The organism is Dysgonomonas sp. HDW5B (genome assembly GCF_011299335.1).
In the GTDB taxonomy this organism is placed as follows: Bacteria; Bacteroidota; Bacteroidia; order Bacteroidales; family Dysgonomonadaceae; genus Dysgonomonas_A.
Genome location: NZ_CP049858.1, coordinates 862,996 through 879,646, shown reverse-complemented (window position 1 = coordinate 879,646; position 16,651 = coordinate 862,996). Strand labels below are relative to the sequence as shown.

The 16,651-nt window shown below is 36.8% G+C and carries 11 protein-coding genes; 8 read left to right on the top strand and 3 right to left on the bottom strand.

Going from position 1 to position 16,651, the window contains the following annotated elements; translation table 11 throughout:
* The first annotated feature begins 91 nt into the window (after positions 1-91).
* From gmd to G7051_RS03510, 3 genes are read left to right on the top strand one after another with little or no spacing between them, the layout of a single operon-like run.
* Positions 92-1,243 (top strand): GDP-mannose 4,6-dehydratase, encoded by a 1,152-nt coding sequence (gene gmd, locus G7051_RS03520; protein WP_166198592.1) that lies wholly within the window; start codon positions 92-94, stop codon positions 1,241-1,243.
* A gap of 6 nt (positions 1,244-1,249) precedes the next feature.
* Positions 1,250-2,350 carry a GDP-L-fucose synthase gene (locus G7051_RS03515; RefSeq protein ID WP_304487110.1) on the top strand — a complete coding sequence of 367 codons (1,101 nt, stop codon included), beginning with the start codon at positions 1,250-1,252 and terminating at the stop codon, positions 2,348-2,350.
* A gap of 31 nt (positions 2,351-2,381) precedes the next feature.
* Entirely contained in the window at positions 2,382-3,524 is a 1,143-nt protein-coding gene (locus G7051_RS03510) for an OmpA family protein (protein ID WP_166198589.1), read from the top strand.
* 186 nt (positions 3,525-3,710) lie between these two features.
* On the opposite strand, the gene G7051_RS03505 is transcribed toward G7051_RS03510, so the two are convergent.
* Positions 3,711-4,079, bottom strand: a complete 369-nt coding sequence (locus G7051_RS03505; RefSeq protein ID WP_166111209.1) for a hypothetical protein — start codon at positions 4,077-4,079, stop codon at positions 3,711-3,713.
* Positions 4,080-4,566: 487 nt separating this feature from the next.
* On the opposite strand from G7051_RS03505, the gene G7051_RS03500 reads away from it, so the two are divergent.
* Positions 4,567-5,901 carry an NADP-specific glutamate dehydrogenase gene (locus tag G7051_RS03500; RefSeq protein ID WP_166111206.1) on the top strand — a complete coding sequence of 445 codons (1,335 nt, stop codon included), beginning with the start codon at positions 4,567-4,569 and terminating at the stop codon, positions 5,899-5,901.
* A 148-nt stretch (positions 5,902-6,049) separates the two neighbouring features.
* On the opposite strand, the gene G7051_RS03495 is transcribed toward G7051_RS03500, so the two are convergent.
* Positions 6,050-9,004: a PEP/pyruvate-binding domain-containing protein gene (locus G7051_RS03495; protein WP_166198587.1), complete on the bottom strand. Its 2,955-nt coding sequence runs from the start codon at positions 9,002-9,004 to the stop codon at positions 6,050-6,052.
* Between the two features lie 454 nt (positions 9,005-9,458).
* Between G7051_RS03495 and G7051_RS03490 the strand changes: the two genes are divergently transcribed.
* From G7051_RS03490 to G7051_RS03475, 4 genes are all read left to right on the top strand, one after another.
* Positions 9,459-10,475, top strand: a complete 1,017-nt coding sequence (locus tag G7051_RS03490; protein WP_166198585.1) for an LLM class flavin-dependent oxidoreductase — start codon at positions 9,459-9,461, stop codon at positions 10,473-10,475.
* Positions 10,476-10,625: 150 nt separating this feature from the next.
* Positions 10,626-10,805: a hypothetical protein gene (locus G7051_RS03485; protein WP_166198583.1), complete on the top strand. Its 180-nt coding sequence runs from the start codon at positions 10,626-10,628 to the stop codon at positions 10,803-10,805.
* A 346-nt stretch (positions 10,806-11,151) separates the two neighbouring features.
* Positions 11,152-12,159 carry an aspartate-semialdehyde dehydrogenase gene (locus G7051_RS03480; protein WP_166198582.1) on the top strand — a complete coding sequence of 336 codons (1,008 nt, stop codon included), beginning with the start codon at positions 11,152-11,154 and terminating at the stop codon, positions 12,157-12,159.
* Positions 12,160-12,351: 192 nt separating this feature from the next.
* Positions 12,352-14,283, top strand: coding sequence for an LTA synthase family protein (locus tag G7051_RS03475; RefSeq protein ID WP_166198580.1), 1,932 nt, complete (start codon positions 12,352-12,354; stop codon positions 14,281-14,283).
* Between the two features lie 74 nt (positions 14,284-14,357).
* Here the strand turns inward: G7051_RS03475 and G7051_RS03470 are convergent, their stop codons facing one another.
* Entirely contained in the window at positions 14,358-16,472 is a 2,115-nt protein-coding gene (locus tag G7051_RS03470) for a M3 family metallopeptidase (RefSeq protein WP_166198578.1), read from the bottom strand.
* Positions 16,473-16,651 lie beyond the last annotated feature (179 nt).

Here is a 16,651-nt window from a genome sequence, read left to right as displayed (position 1 = left end):
TTTTGTTAATGTTTATTTTGTTTAAAATATATTTATCTTTATATTTGTGGCTTGAAAAAGTCGCATACAGGTGATTTTAACAGAACTTTAAATGACAAAAACAGCATTAATAACGGGAGTAACTGGACAGGATGGAGCATATCTATCTGAATTTCTGATTAAGAAAGGATACATTGTCCATGGGATAAAAAGAAGATCCTCTCTTTTTAATACAGATAGAATTGATCATTTATATCAAGATCCGCACGAAGAACATAGAGAATTAATTCTTCATTACGGTGATATGACTGATAGTATGAATCTAACCAGGATAATAGGAGAGGTTCAGCCAGATGAAATTTATAATTTGGCTGCTATGAGTCATGTAAAGGTTAGTTTCGATATTCCGGAATATACTGCCAATGCAGATGGTATCGGTACATTGAGATTGCTGGAAGCTGTTCGTCTTTTAGGATTGACTAATAAAACTCGTATTTATCAGGCCTCAACCTCAGAATTATACGGATTGGTGCAGGAGATACCTCAAAAGGAAACTACGCCTTTCTATCCAAGGAGCCCATATGCCGTAGCGAAACTATATGCTTATTGGATTACAGTTAATTATCGAGAGGCTTATGGGATGCATGCTAGTAATGGGATCTTATTTAATCATGAGTCACCTCTAAGGGGGGAGACTTTTGTGACGAGAAAGGTTACAAGAGCAGTGTCTCGCATAGTTTTAGGTCTTCAAGATAAAGTATTCATGGGGAATCTCTCGAGCAAAAGAGATTGGGGGCATGCTAAAGATTATATCAAAGCAATGTATTTAATATTGCAACAAGATACACCTGATGATTATGTTATTTCTACTGGAATAACAACTACAATTCGAGATTTTATTAAAATGTCGTTTATGGAAGTAGGTGTAACTGTTGATTTCAAAGGAGAGAATGAACAGGAGGAAGGCTTTATAACTGCTGTTGATGATGTTAAATTTACTAATAAAGTAGGTATAGAATATCTGGCAGGCTTCAAAACTAGAATTGGAGATTCTGTAGTAGGTGTAGATCCTGCATATTTTAGACCGACCGAAGTTGATATTTTGATCGGTGATAATACTAAAGCAAAGCAGAAACTCGGATGGGAACCTTCGTATGATTTAAACGGATTGTGTGAAGATATGATGAGTCATGATGTTACCTTGATGAAAAAAGAGGAATTCTTGAGAAAAGGAGGCTATAAGATACTTAATTATTTTGAGTAAAAAATGATTGATAAGTCTTCAAAGATATATATTGCAGGGCATCGAGGATTGGTTGGATCCGCTATTTTGGCTAACTTAAAGAGTCGAGGTTATTCTAACTTTATATTAAGAACACATCGTGAACTGGATTTAAAAGACCAACTAGCTGTGGCTCGTTTTTTTGAAGAAGAAAAGCCTGATTATGTGATTTTAGCGGCGGCTAAAGTCGGAGGAATTATAGCTAATAATAAATATAGAGCTGATTTTATTTATGAAAATTTGATGATTCAAAACAATATTATTCATCAAGCTTATCTAAATAATGTAAAAAAACTTGTATTTTTGGGCAGTACTTGCATATATCCAAAAGAAGCCTCTCAGCCAATTTCAGAGGATGCATTATTGACTTCTCCCTTGGAATATACAAATGAGCCTTATGCTATAGCTAAGATTGCAGGGATTAAAATGTGTGAAAGTTATAACATTCAGTATGGAACAAATTTTTTAGCAGTAATGCCAACAAATTTATACGGACCAAATGATAACTTTGATTTAGAAAAATCACATGTCCTTCCTGCTTTGATTAGAAAAGTGCATTTAGGAAAATGTTTGGAAGAAAATGATTGGAGTGCCATCAGATTAGATCTCCAATATAGACCAATTGAAGGTGTTGATGACAAATCAACTGAAGATGAGATCTTATATCTATTAAATAAATACGGCATTGGTAAAGCTGCAGATCAAAATATAAGTATTGAGATTTGGGGATCGGGTAAGCCAATGAGAGAATTTCTCTGGAGTGAGGATATGGCTGATGCAACAATCCATATAATGGAGTCTGTGAACTTTTTGGAGTTAATAGATGTTACTATAGATAAGGAAGTTCGCAATACTCATATAAATGTGGGTACAGGAATAGATATTTCTATAAAAGAACTAGCTTTGCTGGTGAAAAAAATAGTGGGTTTTAAAGGTCAATTCTGGTTTAATACCGAGAAGCCTGATGGAACTCTAAAGAAACTAACAGATGTTTCTAAGTTACATTCTTTGGGATGGAAGCATAAAGTGGAAATCGAAGAAGGTGTAAATTTGATTTATAATTGGTATAAGAGATACCAGAAAAAATAGAATTAAACTGTTTAACTATAATTAATTGATTATGAAAAAGGTAAGTTTACTTTTGTGTTTAGCTCTTGCTGGCATAAGTGCTACTGCTCAAGAAAGCGGTGTTAGTGCTGAAGCTGGAAGAAAAGCAACTTTTGCTCGTAACGGATTCTGGGATAACTGGTTTGTCGGTGCAGGTGCAGGTGCTAGTGTTTATTTTGGTCCAAGTGATCAACATGCTGATTTTCTAGATCGTATGACTGTTAATCCTTCGGTTTTCGTTGGTAAATGGTTTAACCCATACTTAGGAGTACGTTTCCGTGGTCAAGGTGGTAAAATTCACTCATTTGATGGAAATCAAGGACAAAGAATGTACAGCATGACTCACGTTAATGCTACAGTGGACTTTATGTTTAACGTAACAAACTACTTGGGTAAATACAATGAAAATCGTTTTTATAACTTTATCCCTACTGTAGGTGTTGGTTATGATCACCGTTTTGAAGATAAATTCAAACAACGTGGATTTAACGGTCCTACATTCAATGCTAGTTTATTGAATACTTTCAGAATTTCAGATAGATTATCTGCTTTTGCTGAAGTTGGTGGATTTATTGTTGAAAGAAGATTTGACAGAGGTCCTCAAGGTAAAACTCATTGGAATGGTATCGCTACAGGTACTGCAGGTCTTATGTTGAAAGTTGGTAAAGTTGGATTTAGCGAAGCTGTTCTTATGGACAACGACCTACTTAATGACTTGAACGGACAAATCAACAAATTGAGAAGAGAAAACGATGACTTGAGAAACCGCAAGCCTAATTGTCCTCCAGCAGTTCCATGCCCAGAGGTACAACCAGCTGCTGTAGCTCCTGATACTTACATTCCTAATGTAGTATTCTTCCGTCTAAATAGTGCTAACATTGACAACAATCAAGAAGTTAGTATCTATAACACAGCTCAATTCTTGAAAGCTAATCCAAATGCTAAAGTTAAGATTGTTGGTTATGCTGATAAATTAACTGGTACAGCTGAATATAACCTTAAGCTTTCAGAAAGACGTGCTAGAAACGTTGCTAAAGTTCTTACTGATAAATACAAAATCAGTAGCGATCGCGTTCAAGTTGAATGGAAAGGTTCTTCTGAACAACCATACAAAGAAAACGCATGGAACCGTGTTGCTATATTCTTCGCTCAATAATATTAGCTTAGAACAACAGATAAAAAAAAGAAGCTGCCTTAAGGTAGCTTCTTTTTTTATGTGCTTATGTAAATGATTCAAGTCTTGATAAAGCAATACATATTAGAAAGCCCTCAAAAGATTCTTTTTAGGGCTTTCTAATATGTATTTAATCTGTTATTTCATGAGAGAGTAACAGATTAATCTTTATTTCTCAGCTAGTAATGCAGTGTTATTGCTATTGATAGAAGTCATGTTCAATACGATAAGATATTTTTTGTATTGTTCTGCAGATAAAACACTTTTTGTATTTGCCAAGTTGAAGGCAAGTGCTTTTCTTACCTCTTTTTCGGAATTTTCTCCACTGCGAGATGCTCTTTCCATTTTTTGAGAAGATAATTCAAAAATCTCTTTCAAATATCTTTGTTGCTCATAGTCTGCTTCAAGATAATTAACCAATCCATTGAACTTTTCTTTTTCATTCAATTTTGATAAAAAAGCATAATCACCATTTGAGGCGAAAGTAACTGAACCTAACGAGAAGATAGCAACTGCTAAAATAAATAAACGTTTCATAACCTAAAATTTTAAAAATAAAACAATCTTTTGATAACCGTAATTATAACCTAACCTAAATAAAAAAAGACAGAACATACCCAAGTTTTTAACTTCATGGTATATTCTGTCTGTAGATTTATACTACAAATATAGTACATTTTTCTTAGATGGGGTAATATTTATAGCTTTTTATTGATGTTTTGATATTGAAAATATCGATAGCGAATCATATTGATTTATCTGCATAGTTATTTGCTTGTGTATTTACGAATATGTCACATTATAGTAACTATTTAGTAATAATATATACCATTAATTAAATACTTTATCGATATGGTGAAATGTCTTTTTTCTATTGTTTCTGTTTTATTTATGACGTTTTTATGCTAATCGAAAAATAATATATCAGAACTTTATATTTGCGAGTCTGTAAAAAACAAACTATCTTTATTCTTTTCGTTATCTCACTTATCTTTTGAATTAGTAACAGAATAATTTTTATTAAATGAAAACAGAACAAACCTTATCTGAATTAAAGCGTCGATTTCCAAATGAGCCCGAATACCACCAAGCTGTACATGAAGTTTTAGAATCTATTGAAGAAGTATACAATCAGCATCCAGAATTTGAGAGAGTAAATCTTATCGAAAGACTTTGCATTCCAGAACGTATATTTTCATTCCGTGTAACCTGGGTTGATGACAAGGGGAAAGTACATGTGAATATGGGATATCGCGTACAACATAGTAATGCTATCGGACCATATAAAGGAGGGATACGTTTTCACTCATCGGTGAACTTGTCTATTCTGAAGTTCTTAGCTTTTGAACAAACGTTCAAAAATTCGCTGACAACTCTTCCTATGGGTGGAGGAAAAGGTGGTTCTGACTTTAATCCTAAAGGAAAGTCAAATGCCGAAATTATGAGATTTTGTCAAGCATTTGTAACTGAATTATGGAGACATATTGGTCCTGATACAGATGTGCCTGCAGGAGATATTGGTGTTGGAGGACGTGAGGTTGGTTTCATGTTTGGTATGTATAAAAAATTAGCTCGTGAATTTACAGGAACATTTACCGGTAAAGGCTTAACCTTTGGAGGATCATTGATTCGACCTGAAGCTACAGGATATGGTAATGTGTACTTTCTTCTTGAAATGTTGAAAACTCGAAATATCGATATTAAAGGTAAAAAATGCTTAGTATCGGGTTCGGGTAATGTTGCTCAATATACTTGTGAGAAATTGATCGAATTGGGTGCTATTCCAATGACATTATCAGATTCAGATGGATATATCTATGATCCGGAGGGAATAACTAAAGAGAAATTAGAATATGTGAAAGAGCTTAAAGATCTTTACAGAGGACGTATCAAGGAATATGCTGAAAAATATAACTGTAAATTTGTTGCAGGTGGTCGTCCTTGGGGTGAAGTAGCAGATATTGCATTACCTTCGGCTACTCAAAATGAGTTGAATGGTGATGATGCAAAATTACTTGTAGCTAATGGTGTCTTTGCCGTATCAGAAGGGGCTAATATGCCTTCTACTCCTGAAGCTGTAAATGTATTTTTAGATGCTAAAATATTATATGCACCCGGTAAAGCTGCTAATGCAGGAGGTGTTTCGGTTTCCGGTTTAGAAATGTCTCAAAATTCAGAGCGTTTAAGCTGGTCTATAGAAGAGGTCGACAATCGATTGAAGACTATTATGAAAGATATCCATGAGAATTGCTCTAAATATGGAAAAGATGCAGATGGTTTTATAAACTATGTAAAGGGTGCTAATATTGCAGGCTTTATGAAAGTTGCCAAAGCCATGATGGCACAAGGGGTACTATAATTAACCTCCATCATATATTAAGTTCGCAGAACTATTTATTGCTTTGGCAAGCAAAACAGCGACAGGCTGTTATGCTTTTAAAATTAGTCATTAAATATTTTCTTTTACTTAAAATAAAAAGAGCCATTTGTTAATGGCTCTTTTTGTATTAATCTTTTAGTACTACTCCATATTTTTTCTTACCATTAATCTTTATGACTAAAGGTTTTGAAAATCGTACATGGCGAATTGCATCCGATTCGTATAGTGCCGGCTGGCTATTAAGAAATGCTTCATCAAAAGTACCCTCTTCTTGAAGATAAGAGTTAATCGTAAAATATCCCACACCAAAAGAGGTCAGATTCTGAAAAAAGTGCGTGCCTTGGCTGGGTTCTATCCGGTAGTTTTCTAATCCCGATTCAACTAAGAGTCGTGCATTGCTTATATGAGGCCATTTTACGGGAATTCCCAACCATGAATCGCTGCTTCCCCATCTTCCGGGTCCAACCAGAATATAACTTCTGTCTTCCTCTGTAAATCGCTTATTCAGCTTTTCAATCTCGTAAGCTAATAACTGATTGTTCGAAGCATTGAAGTTTTCGGTTTTGATATATACAATATCGCATACATCGTCGATAATTCCGTTGCCCAATGCATTATTGGAAGTCAGAATAGTATCTTCTACAGGTATTTTTGTAAGGTCTTCATTTAAGACTTCTTTATTCTGAACAATCGGTCTGATTTGAAGTAGGTAGAAAGTTGCCTCATCTTTACTTTTCAGGTTAACCGCAAATTCAATCTCTACAGCCCTCCCCATTTCGAATTGTGTAATTTTCAGAACTTTTTGAAGCACGCTTGATAATGGGAATAATTCGTGTTGAAGAATATTGGCAAATGAGATAATCTTACGTCCCCCTTCATAAAACCCCTCGTATATAGTTTGGTCGATAGGGTCGAAAGTCGAAACGATAAATCGTAGCGAGTCATCGGCTATGGCATCATTTACATTCAATTTCAGTAAGTTAAAACCATCATTGATAGAGAATTCCTGTGTAATATCCTTCATGTCAAGTGCATAAAACTGCCTTTGAGTTTCTCGCAAGGCAAAGTCTACCGAGCTTAGTTGCAGAATGTTATTCGGGTGGTAAGGCGAAAACCGAAGTGTCGTACCCCCATCAACAATGTACTTGCCTAGTCCTAGTGCGATATTTACAATCCCTTCTTCGGCTTTCTCGTGACCGATAGGGTAGAAATTAAGAGATCGTGTAACTCCCGACATTGTTGGGTAGAAACGGTCTCCGTACCTGCTTCCTACAACTTCCTGTAAAACAATTCCCATTTTTTCCTGATCAATCACATTTTGGGTGGCTGTCATATAAGCCTTGCTGTCGGCATAAAATACAGAGGCATAAACCGACTTTACGGCAGCCTTGACCAGTTGTATCATTTTATGCTTATCTTCCAAAGCAGGCACCATATAAGTAGAGTATATGCCTGCGAAAGGTTGGTAATACGAATCCTCAAGTAAGCTCGAAGAACGTATAGCTAAAGGTGATTTAACCGCCTCGAAAAAGGTTAAGAAATCATCATCCAGACTTTCCGGCAGATCGGCATCTAGAAAGTGCTGAAGAATTTCCTCATCACTCTTATCTGACAGAGCTATGGGGTACAGATTATTAGACTCCATGAAGTCATCAAAAATATCGGTACAGAGTACAACCGTTTTAGGCAGTAAAACGGGGAAATTTGGATTCTCATTCAGTTCGAAATTAGTCTTTACGATATTCCCCAGAAAGGCAAGACCTCTCCCTTTACCCCCTAATGATCCGTTACCTATACGTGCAAAATTCGAAAATTCATCGAAGCGGTCTTTTTCAAAAACTGCAATTATACCCGAATTCTTCATTCTACGGTATTCAACTATAGTATCATAAATGATTTTTCGAGCCTCATCTATATTCGAAAGATCATCAACATCAATTTTCTTAAGAGTCTCTGCAATGGGGAACATGGCTCTGGAGTAGAGAAACCGCGAGAAATGATTATGAGACATGTGGTAAGCCAGTGATTTATCAGGAATTGTTAATATCGATTTCTGTAAATCTTTCAGGTTTTTTATCCGCACAATCTCTTCTTTAGTATCCGGATCTATTATAATAAAATCACCAAAACCAAACTGTTCAACAATTTGAGTCCGAAGATCAAGAGGGTAGCTTTTTGAGTTCTTATCAATGAAACTGCACGCAAGCTCATCGGCATATACTTTGTTGCTTTCCTCTGATGAATTGAATATAATGGGTAAGAATCTGTCCTGTGTCTTTATCCATTTTGCCAGATTATAACCGGCAAGCTTTTCTTTGATCCCGCCATGCATATAGCTCATGTCGGTAACTATCCCCAATATGTTATCCTTGTATTGTTTGTATATAACAGCAGCTTCTTCATAGCTGCGGGCAAGAAGAATTTTGGGTCTGCCTCTCATCCGAAGCATCTTTTGATGTTCGTTAAGCGCTTCTTTCGAGAACTCGCGAGATTCTTTCAGTACAATTTTGAATAGAGCTGATAAAGCTGATGAATAAAAACGGATAGAGTCTTCAACCAAGAGTATGATTTGTACCCCTACCATTTGGGTATCATGCTCTACGTTCATCGAGTCTTCTATCAACTTGATGATTGCCAATAATAAATTGGAGTTTCCCAACCAACTGAAAACATAATCGGCAAAAGTGAGGTCTTCGGTCGCAAAACGTTTTGAAACTTCTTTAGAGAAGGCAGTTAATACGATTAAAGGTATCTCCGAATGTAAATGTTTAATCTCTCTGGCTGTTGCAAACATATCAGCATCGTCCATATTCGGCATATAGATGACAAGCTCATAATGGTTTTCTTTCAGATGCTCAAAGGCATCTTCAGCCGTAGACACTTGGGTAAATCGGGGAGGGTAGCGTAGGTTTAACGATGTATATTCATCGAATATCTGCTCATCTACACGTCCATCCTCTTCCAATATAAAAATATCGTATTTCGTAGCTATCAATAATATATTATAGATACGTTTATTCATCAAGCTGGCAAATGAAGTATCTTTAAACTGGTACCGTTTTATATCTGATATATTTTGCATATATTTATAAGTGATCTTAATGAGTGGTGCTTTACTTAAAGCTTAAAAATAGGAATAATAATTTGGGTTGGAAAACGAGTCGTGAAAAACTTCTTAAATAAGGTGACATAAGTTACATAAAGTAATCAATAAGGCAACAAAGGTGACAGTTCTGTTCATCAAAGTGTAATTTTTGTATATTTGTTAACATTCTGTTTATTAGACGTTAGACTCGAAAAACATTACAAAAGTGACAAAAGTGACACTCTTTGCATAGTTTTTCGTTTTTCTTCCATATTATTCTGTATTCTTTATAGATAGATAAAGTAATGCAACCTCTTGTCCGGGTGAATCGAAATGTTTAAGGAAAATAAATAAATGTAATAATAGCATTAGACGTAAACTATAACAATCTACCATTGTTATAGTTGCCTCAGTTCCAAATAGGGCTGAGAAGTAAAGAAGGTTAAAGATTATGGAAGAGAGAAGATTAAAATTGAGTGTACTGGATCAGTCACCCATCAATAAAAATAAAACAGCCTCAGAGGCTTTGTCCGAAACCACCCGATTGGCAGAACTGACAGATCGGTTAGGGTATACCCGCTTTTGGGTATCGGAACATCATAACGCAGAGAGTCTTGCCGGAACTTCCCCCGAAATATTGATTGCTCATCTGGCTAATCATACCCAAAATATACGGGTTGGTTCGGGAGGAATTATGTTACCCAATCACAGTGCATTGAAGATGTCCGAGAATTTCAGGTTGCTTGAAGCCTTATATCCTAACCGGATAGATATGGGAATTGGTCGTGCACCCGGTACCGATAGGTTAACTGCCTCATTGCTTAATCCAAGTAATCGTTTCGATGAGCAGGATTTTATACAACAACTTTATCATCTGGATAATTTTTTTCATGATGCAGATAAAAAGGATACCATTTACAGTAAAGTAAAAGCATATCCCTCTATACCAACAGTTCCGCACCGTTGGTTGCTTACTTCGAGCGGCGAGAGTGGAATGATTGCTGCACATTTTGGAATGGCGTTGTCTTATGCTCAATTTATTAATCCGCATTTAGGTGCCGATGTGATACAGGCATACCGCAAAAACTTCAAGCCGTCGGAAGACTTGAAAACTCCACAAGCTAATGTTGCCATATTTGCGTTCTGTAACGAAGATGAAGAAGTGGTAAGAAAACAGCAGGCGTTAATGGATTACCGCTTTATTCAACTAGAACGAGGAGGAGGGCTTGCTCCCGTTGTCTATGACGATATTAAACATATGACATACTCCGAATTTGAACTTCAACGGATTCAAATAAATAGAGGCAGAACACTGTTTGCGACTCCTGAAATAATGAAAGAAAAATTAATTGGTTTAGCTGATGATTACGGAGTGGGTGAAATTATGCTTGTGACTTATGCCGAAAAGTTCGAAGACCGCTTGCATTCCTATGAAATATTAGCGGATATGTTTCAGTTAGGTCATTGATCTGCCTATATAAACGTTTTTTCTAACGCACATCAAAGATGTTTGTTTTTCATTTTGCCTTGATGCAAAACGAAACAAAAGATCAAGACTGAGCCTTTTGCCCGACCCGCTACGGACTCGAAAGCTAAAACAAAAGAAAAACATTTATCATTGATATCCTTTTGTTTCTTAACGCTTTCATTCGCCCTGCGGGTACCCCGTGCAACCGGCAAGGTCGGGAATCCTAACGGACGAAAGCCATTTGCCTGCGTCAGCCCCAGTGCATCAGAGGCACAGCCGTTGGCTGACAAGCGAAGCAGGCGTAAAACTAAACGTGCCGTAAGGCAATAAGTTTAGTTTAGCCTGCAAGCTTAAGTCAGGCAGGCGAGCCACGCAGCACAAAGCCTTTTTGATTCCTTTTGCGGCTTTGGGCAAAAGGAATACAAGTAATCTTTGATTGCGCGTAGTTAAAATAGAACGTTTATTTTAACTGAAAACTCGAATTGTTAGCAGCATAATATACTACTATAAACTAAACAGAGAAAAAGGTACCTGATATAAAAAAATAAATATCTAAGGTTACTTATAACTAAGAGGAATAAAAATTTATATATTTGCATATTGGGTTTCTATGTCCTTGTGGGTAAAGAAGCACTGTAAATAAACGAAATATTATTTATTCAAATTCTCTACAAAAATGAAAATTGCTATTGTTGGCGTAAGTGGTGCTGTCGGACAAGAATTTTTAAGAGTTCTTGACGAACGCAATTTCCCGTTTGATGAATTAGTCTTGTTTGGTTCGGGTCGTAGTGCCGGAAAAGAATATACCTTCAAGGGTAAGAAATACACGGTGAAAGAACTGAAGCATAACGACGATTTTAAGGGAATAGATATTGCTTTTGTCTCGGCAGGAGGAAGTGCTTCTGTTGAATTTGCCCCAACAATCACAAAACACGGCACTGTAATGATCGACAATTCGAGTGCTTTCCGTATGGATAATGATGTTCCATTGGTTGTACCCGAAGTGAACGGTGAGGATGCAAAAGTACGTCCTCGTAATATAATTGCAAACCCTAACTGTACTACAATTCAGCTTGTGGTTGCATTAAAGCCCATTGAAAAATTGTCTCGTATCAAACGAGTACATGTGGCTACCTATCAGGCGGCATCGGGAGCAGGAGCTACCGCTATGGAAGAATTGGTAAATCAGTTTAAGCAAATTGTAAATAAAGAGCCGGTTGTTGTTGAGAAATTTGTAGCTCAATTGGCATATAATGTAATACCTCAGGTCGATATTTTCACCGAGAACGGTTATACAAAAGAAGAAATGAAAATGTATAACGAAACCCGCAAGATTATGCATTCCGATATCGAGGTCAGTGCAACTTGCGTACGTGTTCCTGTTATACGTGCTCATTCAGAAGCTACTTGGGTCGAAACAGAGAACCCTATTTCTATAGACGAAGCACGCAAAGCTTTCAGCGAAGGTGACGGTATTGTTCTTCAGGATAACCCCGATAAAAATGTATATCCTATGCCACTTCATGTTGCAGGGCAAGATCCGGTATATGTAGGTCGTATTCGGAAAGATCTAACTAATCCGAACGGGCTGTCATTCTGGTCGGTAAGCGATCAGATAAAAAAAGGAGCAGCTTTGAATGCTGTTCAAATTGCAGAATACCTTATCAAGGAAAATGCGTTGTAAGAAAGTCAACTATATATTACAATAATATAATCAAGGGAGTATCTGCACAGGTATTCCCTTTACTTATAAGTCCTGTACAATATTCACCCTGACATTTGTCGATAACAATATCTTGCTGTTTATCTGTCCAATGCAAATAATAAGGTCTGAGACCTGACACTAAAAATAAAGAATAAATAATGCACTAATAATATGAAGAAACTACAATTCTTAAAACCTCTGCTAAACTTTGCATTTATAGCTCTGCTGATTACCACAATCAGTCGTTTTGTGCTATTCATGATGTATAAAGACCGTGTAATTTCAGTAGATAACTATTGGGAAATATTTCCTATTGGATTGAGAATTGATTTGATTCTTATATGCTATCTATCATTTATCCCTGCCGTGCTTTTATCCTTTTTACCCGATAAAGTAGCAAAGTATACCAGCCGGTTTCTGACCATTTATTTTATTACATTTCTGTTCCTTATCTTCTTTATGGAGATCGTAAGCCCCGACTTTATAGATCAATATGATACACGTCCCAATAAATTATTCCTCGAATATCTGATATATCCCAAAGAGGTAGCCAATATGTTACTTAAAGGACGTGTCTGGACTGTTATTGTTGTTCTCGCTTTATCGGGAGTAGCCCTTTATTTCGGCTTCAAAAAAGGAGCGAAACTATTTCAGGTTCGCCCGACAGATTATAAGTACAGATTACTTTTGTTCCCTTTGTTAGGTTTCTTTCTATTTTGGGGAGCCAGAGGTAGTCTAACCAGCAAAAGACCGGTAAACCCCAGTAGTGCAATGTTCTCGAACGATCAGCTGACCAATTGTCTGGCATTAAATTCTACGTATACACTCTTTTATGCAGCTTATGGCCTGAAAAATGAAGTGGACGCCAGTAAAATGTACGGAAAAATGGACCCAGAAGAAGCTATTCTTCGTGTGAAGAAATATATGAATGTTTCGGAGGATAATTTCACAGATCCCAATTTACCGTTGACGCATATACAGATGCCTGATACCTTAATGAACAGACCTTATAATCTGGTGATATTTTTACAGGAAAGTCTGGGAGCTGAGTTTGTAGGTTCTTTAGGAGGAATGCCTCTCACACCCGAACTGGATAAACTGGCAAAAGAAGGTTTGTTATTTAGTCGGCTTTATAGTACGGGAACTCGAAGCGTACGAGGGATAGAGGCTGTGGCTACCGGATTTTTGCCCTCACCGTCAGAAAGTGTAGTCAAATTGAGTGGAGCTCAAACCGACTTTTTTACACTTGGTGCTTTGTTGAAACAAGCCGGATATAATACCAGTTTTATTTATGGAGGTATGGCTAATTTTGATAATATGGCATCATTCTTTAATGGGAATGGCTTTGATAATATTATCGATGAGTCGGTATTTGATAAAGATGGAAACACCTATGCCTTCAAAGGCACATGGGGATATTCGGATGAAGACTTGGTGACAAAAGCAAACGAATATTTCAAGAGCTTGGGCGATAAGCCATTCTTCTCATTTATGTTTTCGAGCTCAAATCACGACCCATTTGAATTTCCCGACGGACGCATAGAGCTCTATGAGCAACCCAAAAATACGGTTCATAATGCGATCAAATACGCCGATTTCTCAATAGGTAAATTCTTTGAACTGGCAAAAAAAGAAGATTATTTCAAGAATACCATATTCGTTGTAATTGCCGACCACAATACTCGCACCTATGGAAAGAATTTAGTTCCCATCAATAAATTCCGTATTCCGGCTCTGATAGTTGGACCGAATGTTCCACAAGGTGTAAAATATGATAAGTTATCAAGTCAGATAGATATCGCACCTACTTTATTATCTTTTGTCGGAATGAAAGTCGAAACTCCTATGTCGGGACGCAATATACTTCAACTTGCCGATAGTATTCCGGGGCGTGCAATCATGCAATTCCATGATATTAACGCTTTCAGAGTAGAAAATCAGGTGGTGATTATGCAACCCAATAAGCAGCCTCTGCAATTTGAGGTTAAAAATGATACAACGCTTGTTCCTGTTGAATTAGACACAGAGCTGGCAAAAGATGCACTAGGGCATGTTATTGCAGCAGACTATCTATATAAGGAAAAGAAATACCGATTGAAATAGAAACAAATGAAACATAAAAAAGGAGAATAGTTTGATAGCTATTCTCCTTTTTTCGTATATGAAATTGTCAATATTTATTTCTTTCTCTTCTTATCAACATCTTTTGCCACGTTGCTTGGATTTGTAGGAGTAGCTTTCTTTTTTACCCCGCTTCTTTCCAATAATGCATCGATAGTTGGTTCCTGACCTCTGAATTTAACGTATAATTCCATCGGATCTTCAGTATTTCCTTTCTCAAGTACATTCTTTCTGAAAGCTTCTGCTGTTTCTTTATTGAAAATTCCATTCTCTTTGAAAGCTGCAAAAGCATCAGCGTCTAACACTTCCGACCATTTGTAGCTGTAATATCCTGCAGCATAACCTCCCGAGAAAATATGTCCGAATGAGGTCGACATATTAGTTCCGTCAGCAACAGGAAGAAGAGCCGTCTTTAGCATTGCATTCTTTTCGAAATCTTTAACATCACCTGTATATGGATTCTTTAACGTGTGCCAAGCCATATCCAGATAACCGAACGATAACTGGCGGTAACACATATATCCTGCATTGAAATTAGAAGCATCGATCAGTTTATTTACTAATTTGGCAGGAATAGGTTCTCCTGTTTTGTAATGCACCGCAAATTTATCCAGGTATTCTTTCTCTGTCAACCAGTTCTCCATTACCTGAGAAGGTAACTCAACAAAGTCACGAGCAACGTTAGTACCTGACAGAGTTTCATAGGTACACTCGGTAAGCATACCATGCAAACCGTGTCCAAACTCGTGTAAGAAAGTCTCTACCTCATCAAAAGTCAATAGAGCAGGATCGGTTTCGGTAGGACGGGTAAAGTTCATTACCAATGATACATGAGGACGAGAATCTTTACCATCACGTTTATACTGACCTTTGTATTCGGTCATCCACGCACCTTGACGTTTACTTTCACGAGGATGGAAGTCTGTATATAATACAGCAATGTAATTTCCGTTAGCATCAAATACTTCAAAAGCCTCTACTTCGGGATTGTATACCGGTATATCTGTATTCTTTTTGAAAGTAACACCATACAAATCGGTAGCCAAGCCGAAAACACCTTTCTTTACATTTTCCAATTCGAAGTATGGACGTACCATCTCGTCATTCAAATCATACTTTTCGGTTTGTAGCTTTTCAGAATAATAAGCCCAATCCCAAGGTTGAAGGTCTACCTGCTTGCCTTCGAATTTCGAAGCATAATTCTGAACGTCTGCAACATCTTCTTTAGCTCTCTCTGCAAAAGCATCATATAGATTATCCAAAAGATTGAATACACCTTTCTCGTTTTTCGCCATCTTATTTCGCAGCGTGAAAGTCGCATAATCAGGGTATCCAAGAAGTTGAGCTATTTGAAGACGAAGGTTTGCTATTTTTCTAACATTTTCCTGATTATCAAATTCACCGCCTGCTACACATTTTGTAGTATATGCAAGATATAGTTTTTCGCGTAGGTCACGGCGATCCGAATATTTCATAAAAGCAATATAGCTTGGTCCCGAAAGATCAAATACCCATCCTTCTTTGCCTTTTTGCTTCGCTTTGGCTTTAGCAGCATCACGCACACTTTGAGGTAATCCGGCTAAATCGGCTTCATCGGTCAGTACCATTTCGTATTTGTTACTTTCCTTTAAAGCATTCTGACCGAAATCTAAAGTTACTTTGCTAAGTTCAGAAGATAACGCTCTGTAGGTTTCTTTGTCTTGAGCTGAAAGGGTAACCCCTTTATTTTCGAATCCCTCATAGATTTTTTCTGTTAAACGTATTTGCTCAGGTGTTAACCCCGAATCATTTCGTTTATCATAGACAGCCTTAACACGAGCGAAAAGATTCTCGTTTAAGCCGATATTGTTACTATGTTCCGATAACTTAGGGGATAATCTTTGCGAAATCTCCATCATCTCATCATTACTCTCAGAGCTCAGAAGATTGAAGAATACCGAACCTACATTCGACAATAGTTCGCCTGATTTCTCATAAGCCTCAATTGTATTTGCAAATGTTGGAAGATCGGGATTATTAACAATTTGGTCGATCTCAACCTCTTGTTCTTTTATCCCTTTTTCAAATGCAGGCTCATAGTGCTTGTTTTTGATTTTGTCAAAAGGAGTCGTTCCATGAGGTGTCTTATATGTCGAAAAAAAAGGATTTTGAGAATTAATATTAGCTGTCATAATTGCTATAAATAAAATTAAAATAAAGGTTTTTCTCATACATGTATACTATCAAGTTAGTAAATCTTTTGTTAATAATGATTCAATTTGTAAACAAAGTTCTTCTTTTTTCTTCGTAAGTGCAAATTAATGTCTGTATTAACTAAGGCGATACTTGAAAATAAACAATAATAAAGTTA

Excerpts from the sequence above, each read along its gene's own strand:
- G7051_RS03475 (WP_166198580.1), top strand. The coding sequence starts at position 12,352 with ATGAAGAAACTACAATTCTTAAAACCTCTGCTAAACTTTGCATTTATA.
- G7051_RS03480 (WP_166198582.1), top strand. The coding sequence starts at position 11,152 with ATGAAAATTGCTATTGTTGGCGTAAGTGGTGCTGTCGGACAAGAATTT.
- gmd (WP_166198592.1), top strand. The coding sequence starts at position 92 with ATGACAAAAACAGCATTAATAACGGGAGTAACTGGACAGGATGGAGCA.
- G7051_RS03490 (WP_166198585.1), top strand. The coding sequence starts at position 9,459 with ATGGAAGAGAGAAGATTAAAATTGAGTGTACTGGATCAGTCACCCATC.
- G7051_RS03505 (WP_166111209.1), bottom strand. The coding sequence starts at position 4,079 with ATGAAACGTTTATTTATTTTAGCAGTTGCTATCTTCTCGTTAGGTTCA.
- G7051_RS03470 (WP_166198578.1), bottom strand. The coding sequence starts at position 16,472 with ATGACAGCTAATATTAATTCTCAAAATCCTTTTTTTTCGACATATAAG.
- G7051_RS03510 (WP_166198589.1), top strand. The coding sequence starts at position 2,382 with ATGAAAAAGGTAAGTTTACTTTTGTGTTTAGCTCTTGCTGGCATAAGT.
- G7051_RS03500 (WP_166111206.1), top strand. The coding sequence starts at position 4,567 with ATGAAAACAGAACAAACCTTATCTGAATTAAAGCGTCGATTTCCAAAT.
- G7051_RS03495 (WP_166198587.1), bottom strand. The coding sequence starts at position 9,004 with ATGCAAAATATATCAGATATAAAACGGTACCAGTTTAAAGATACTTCA.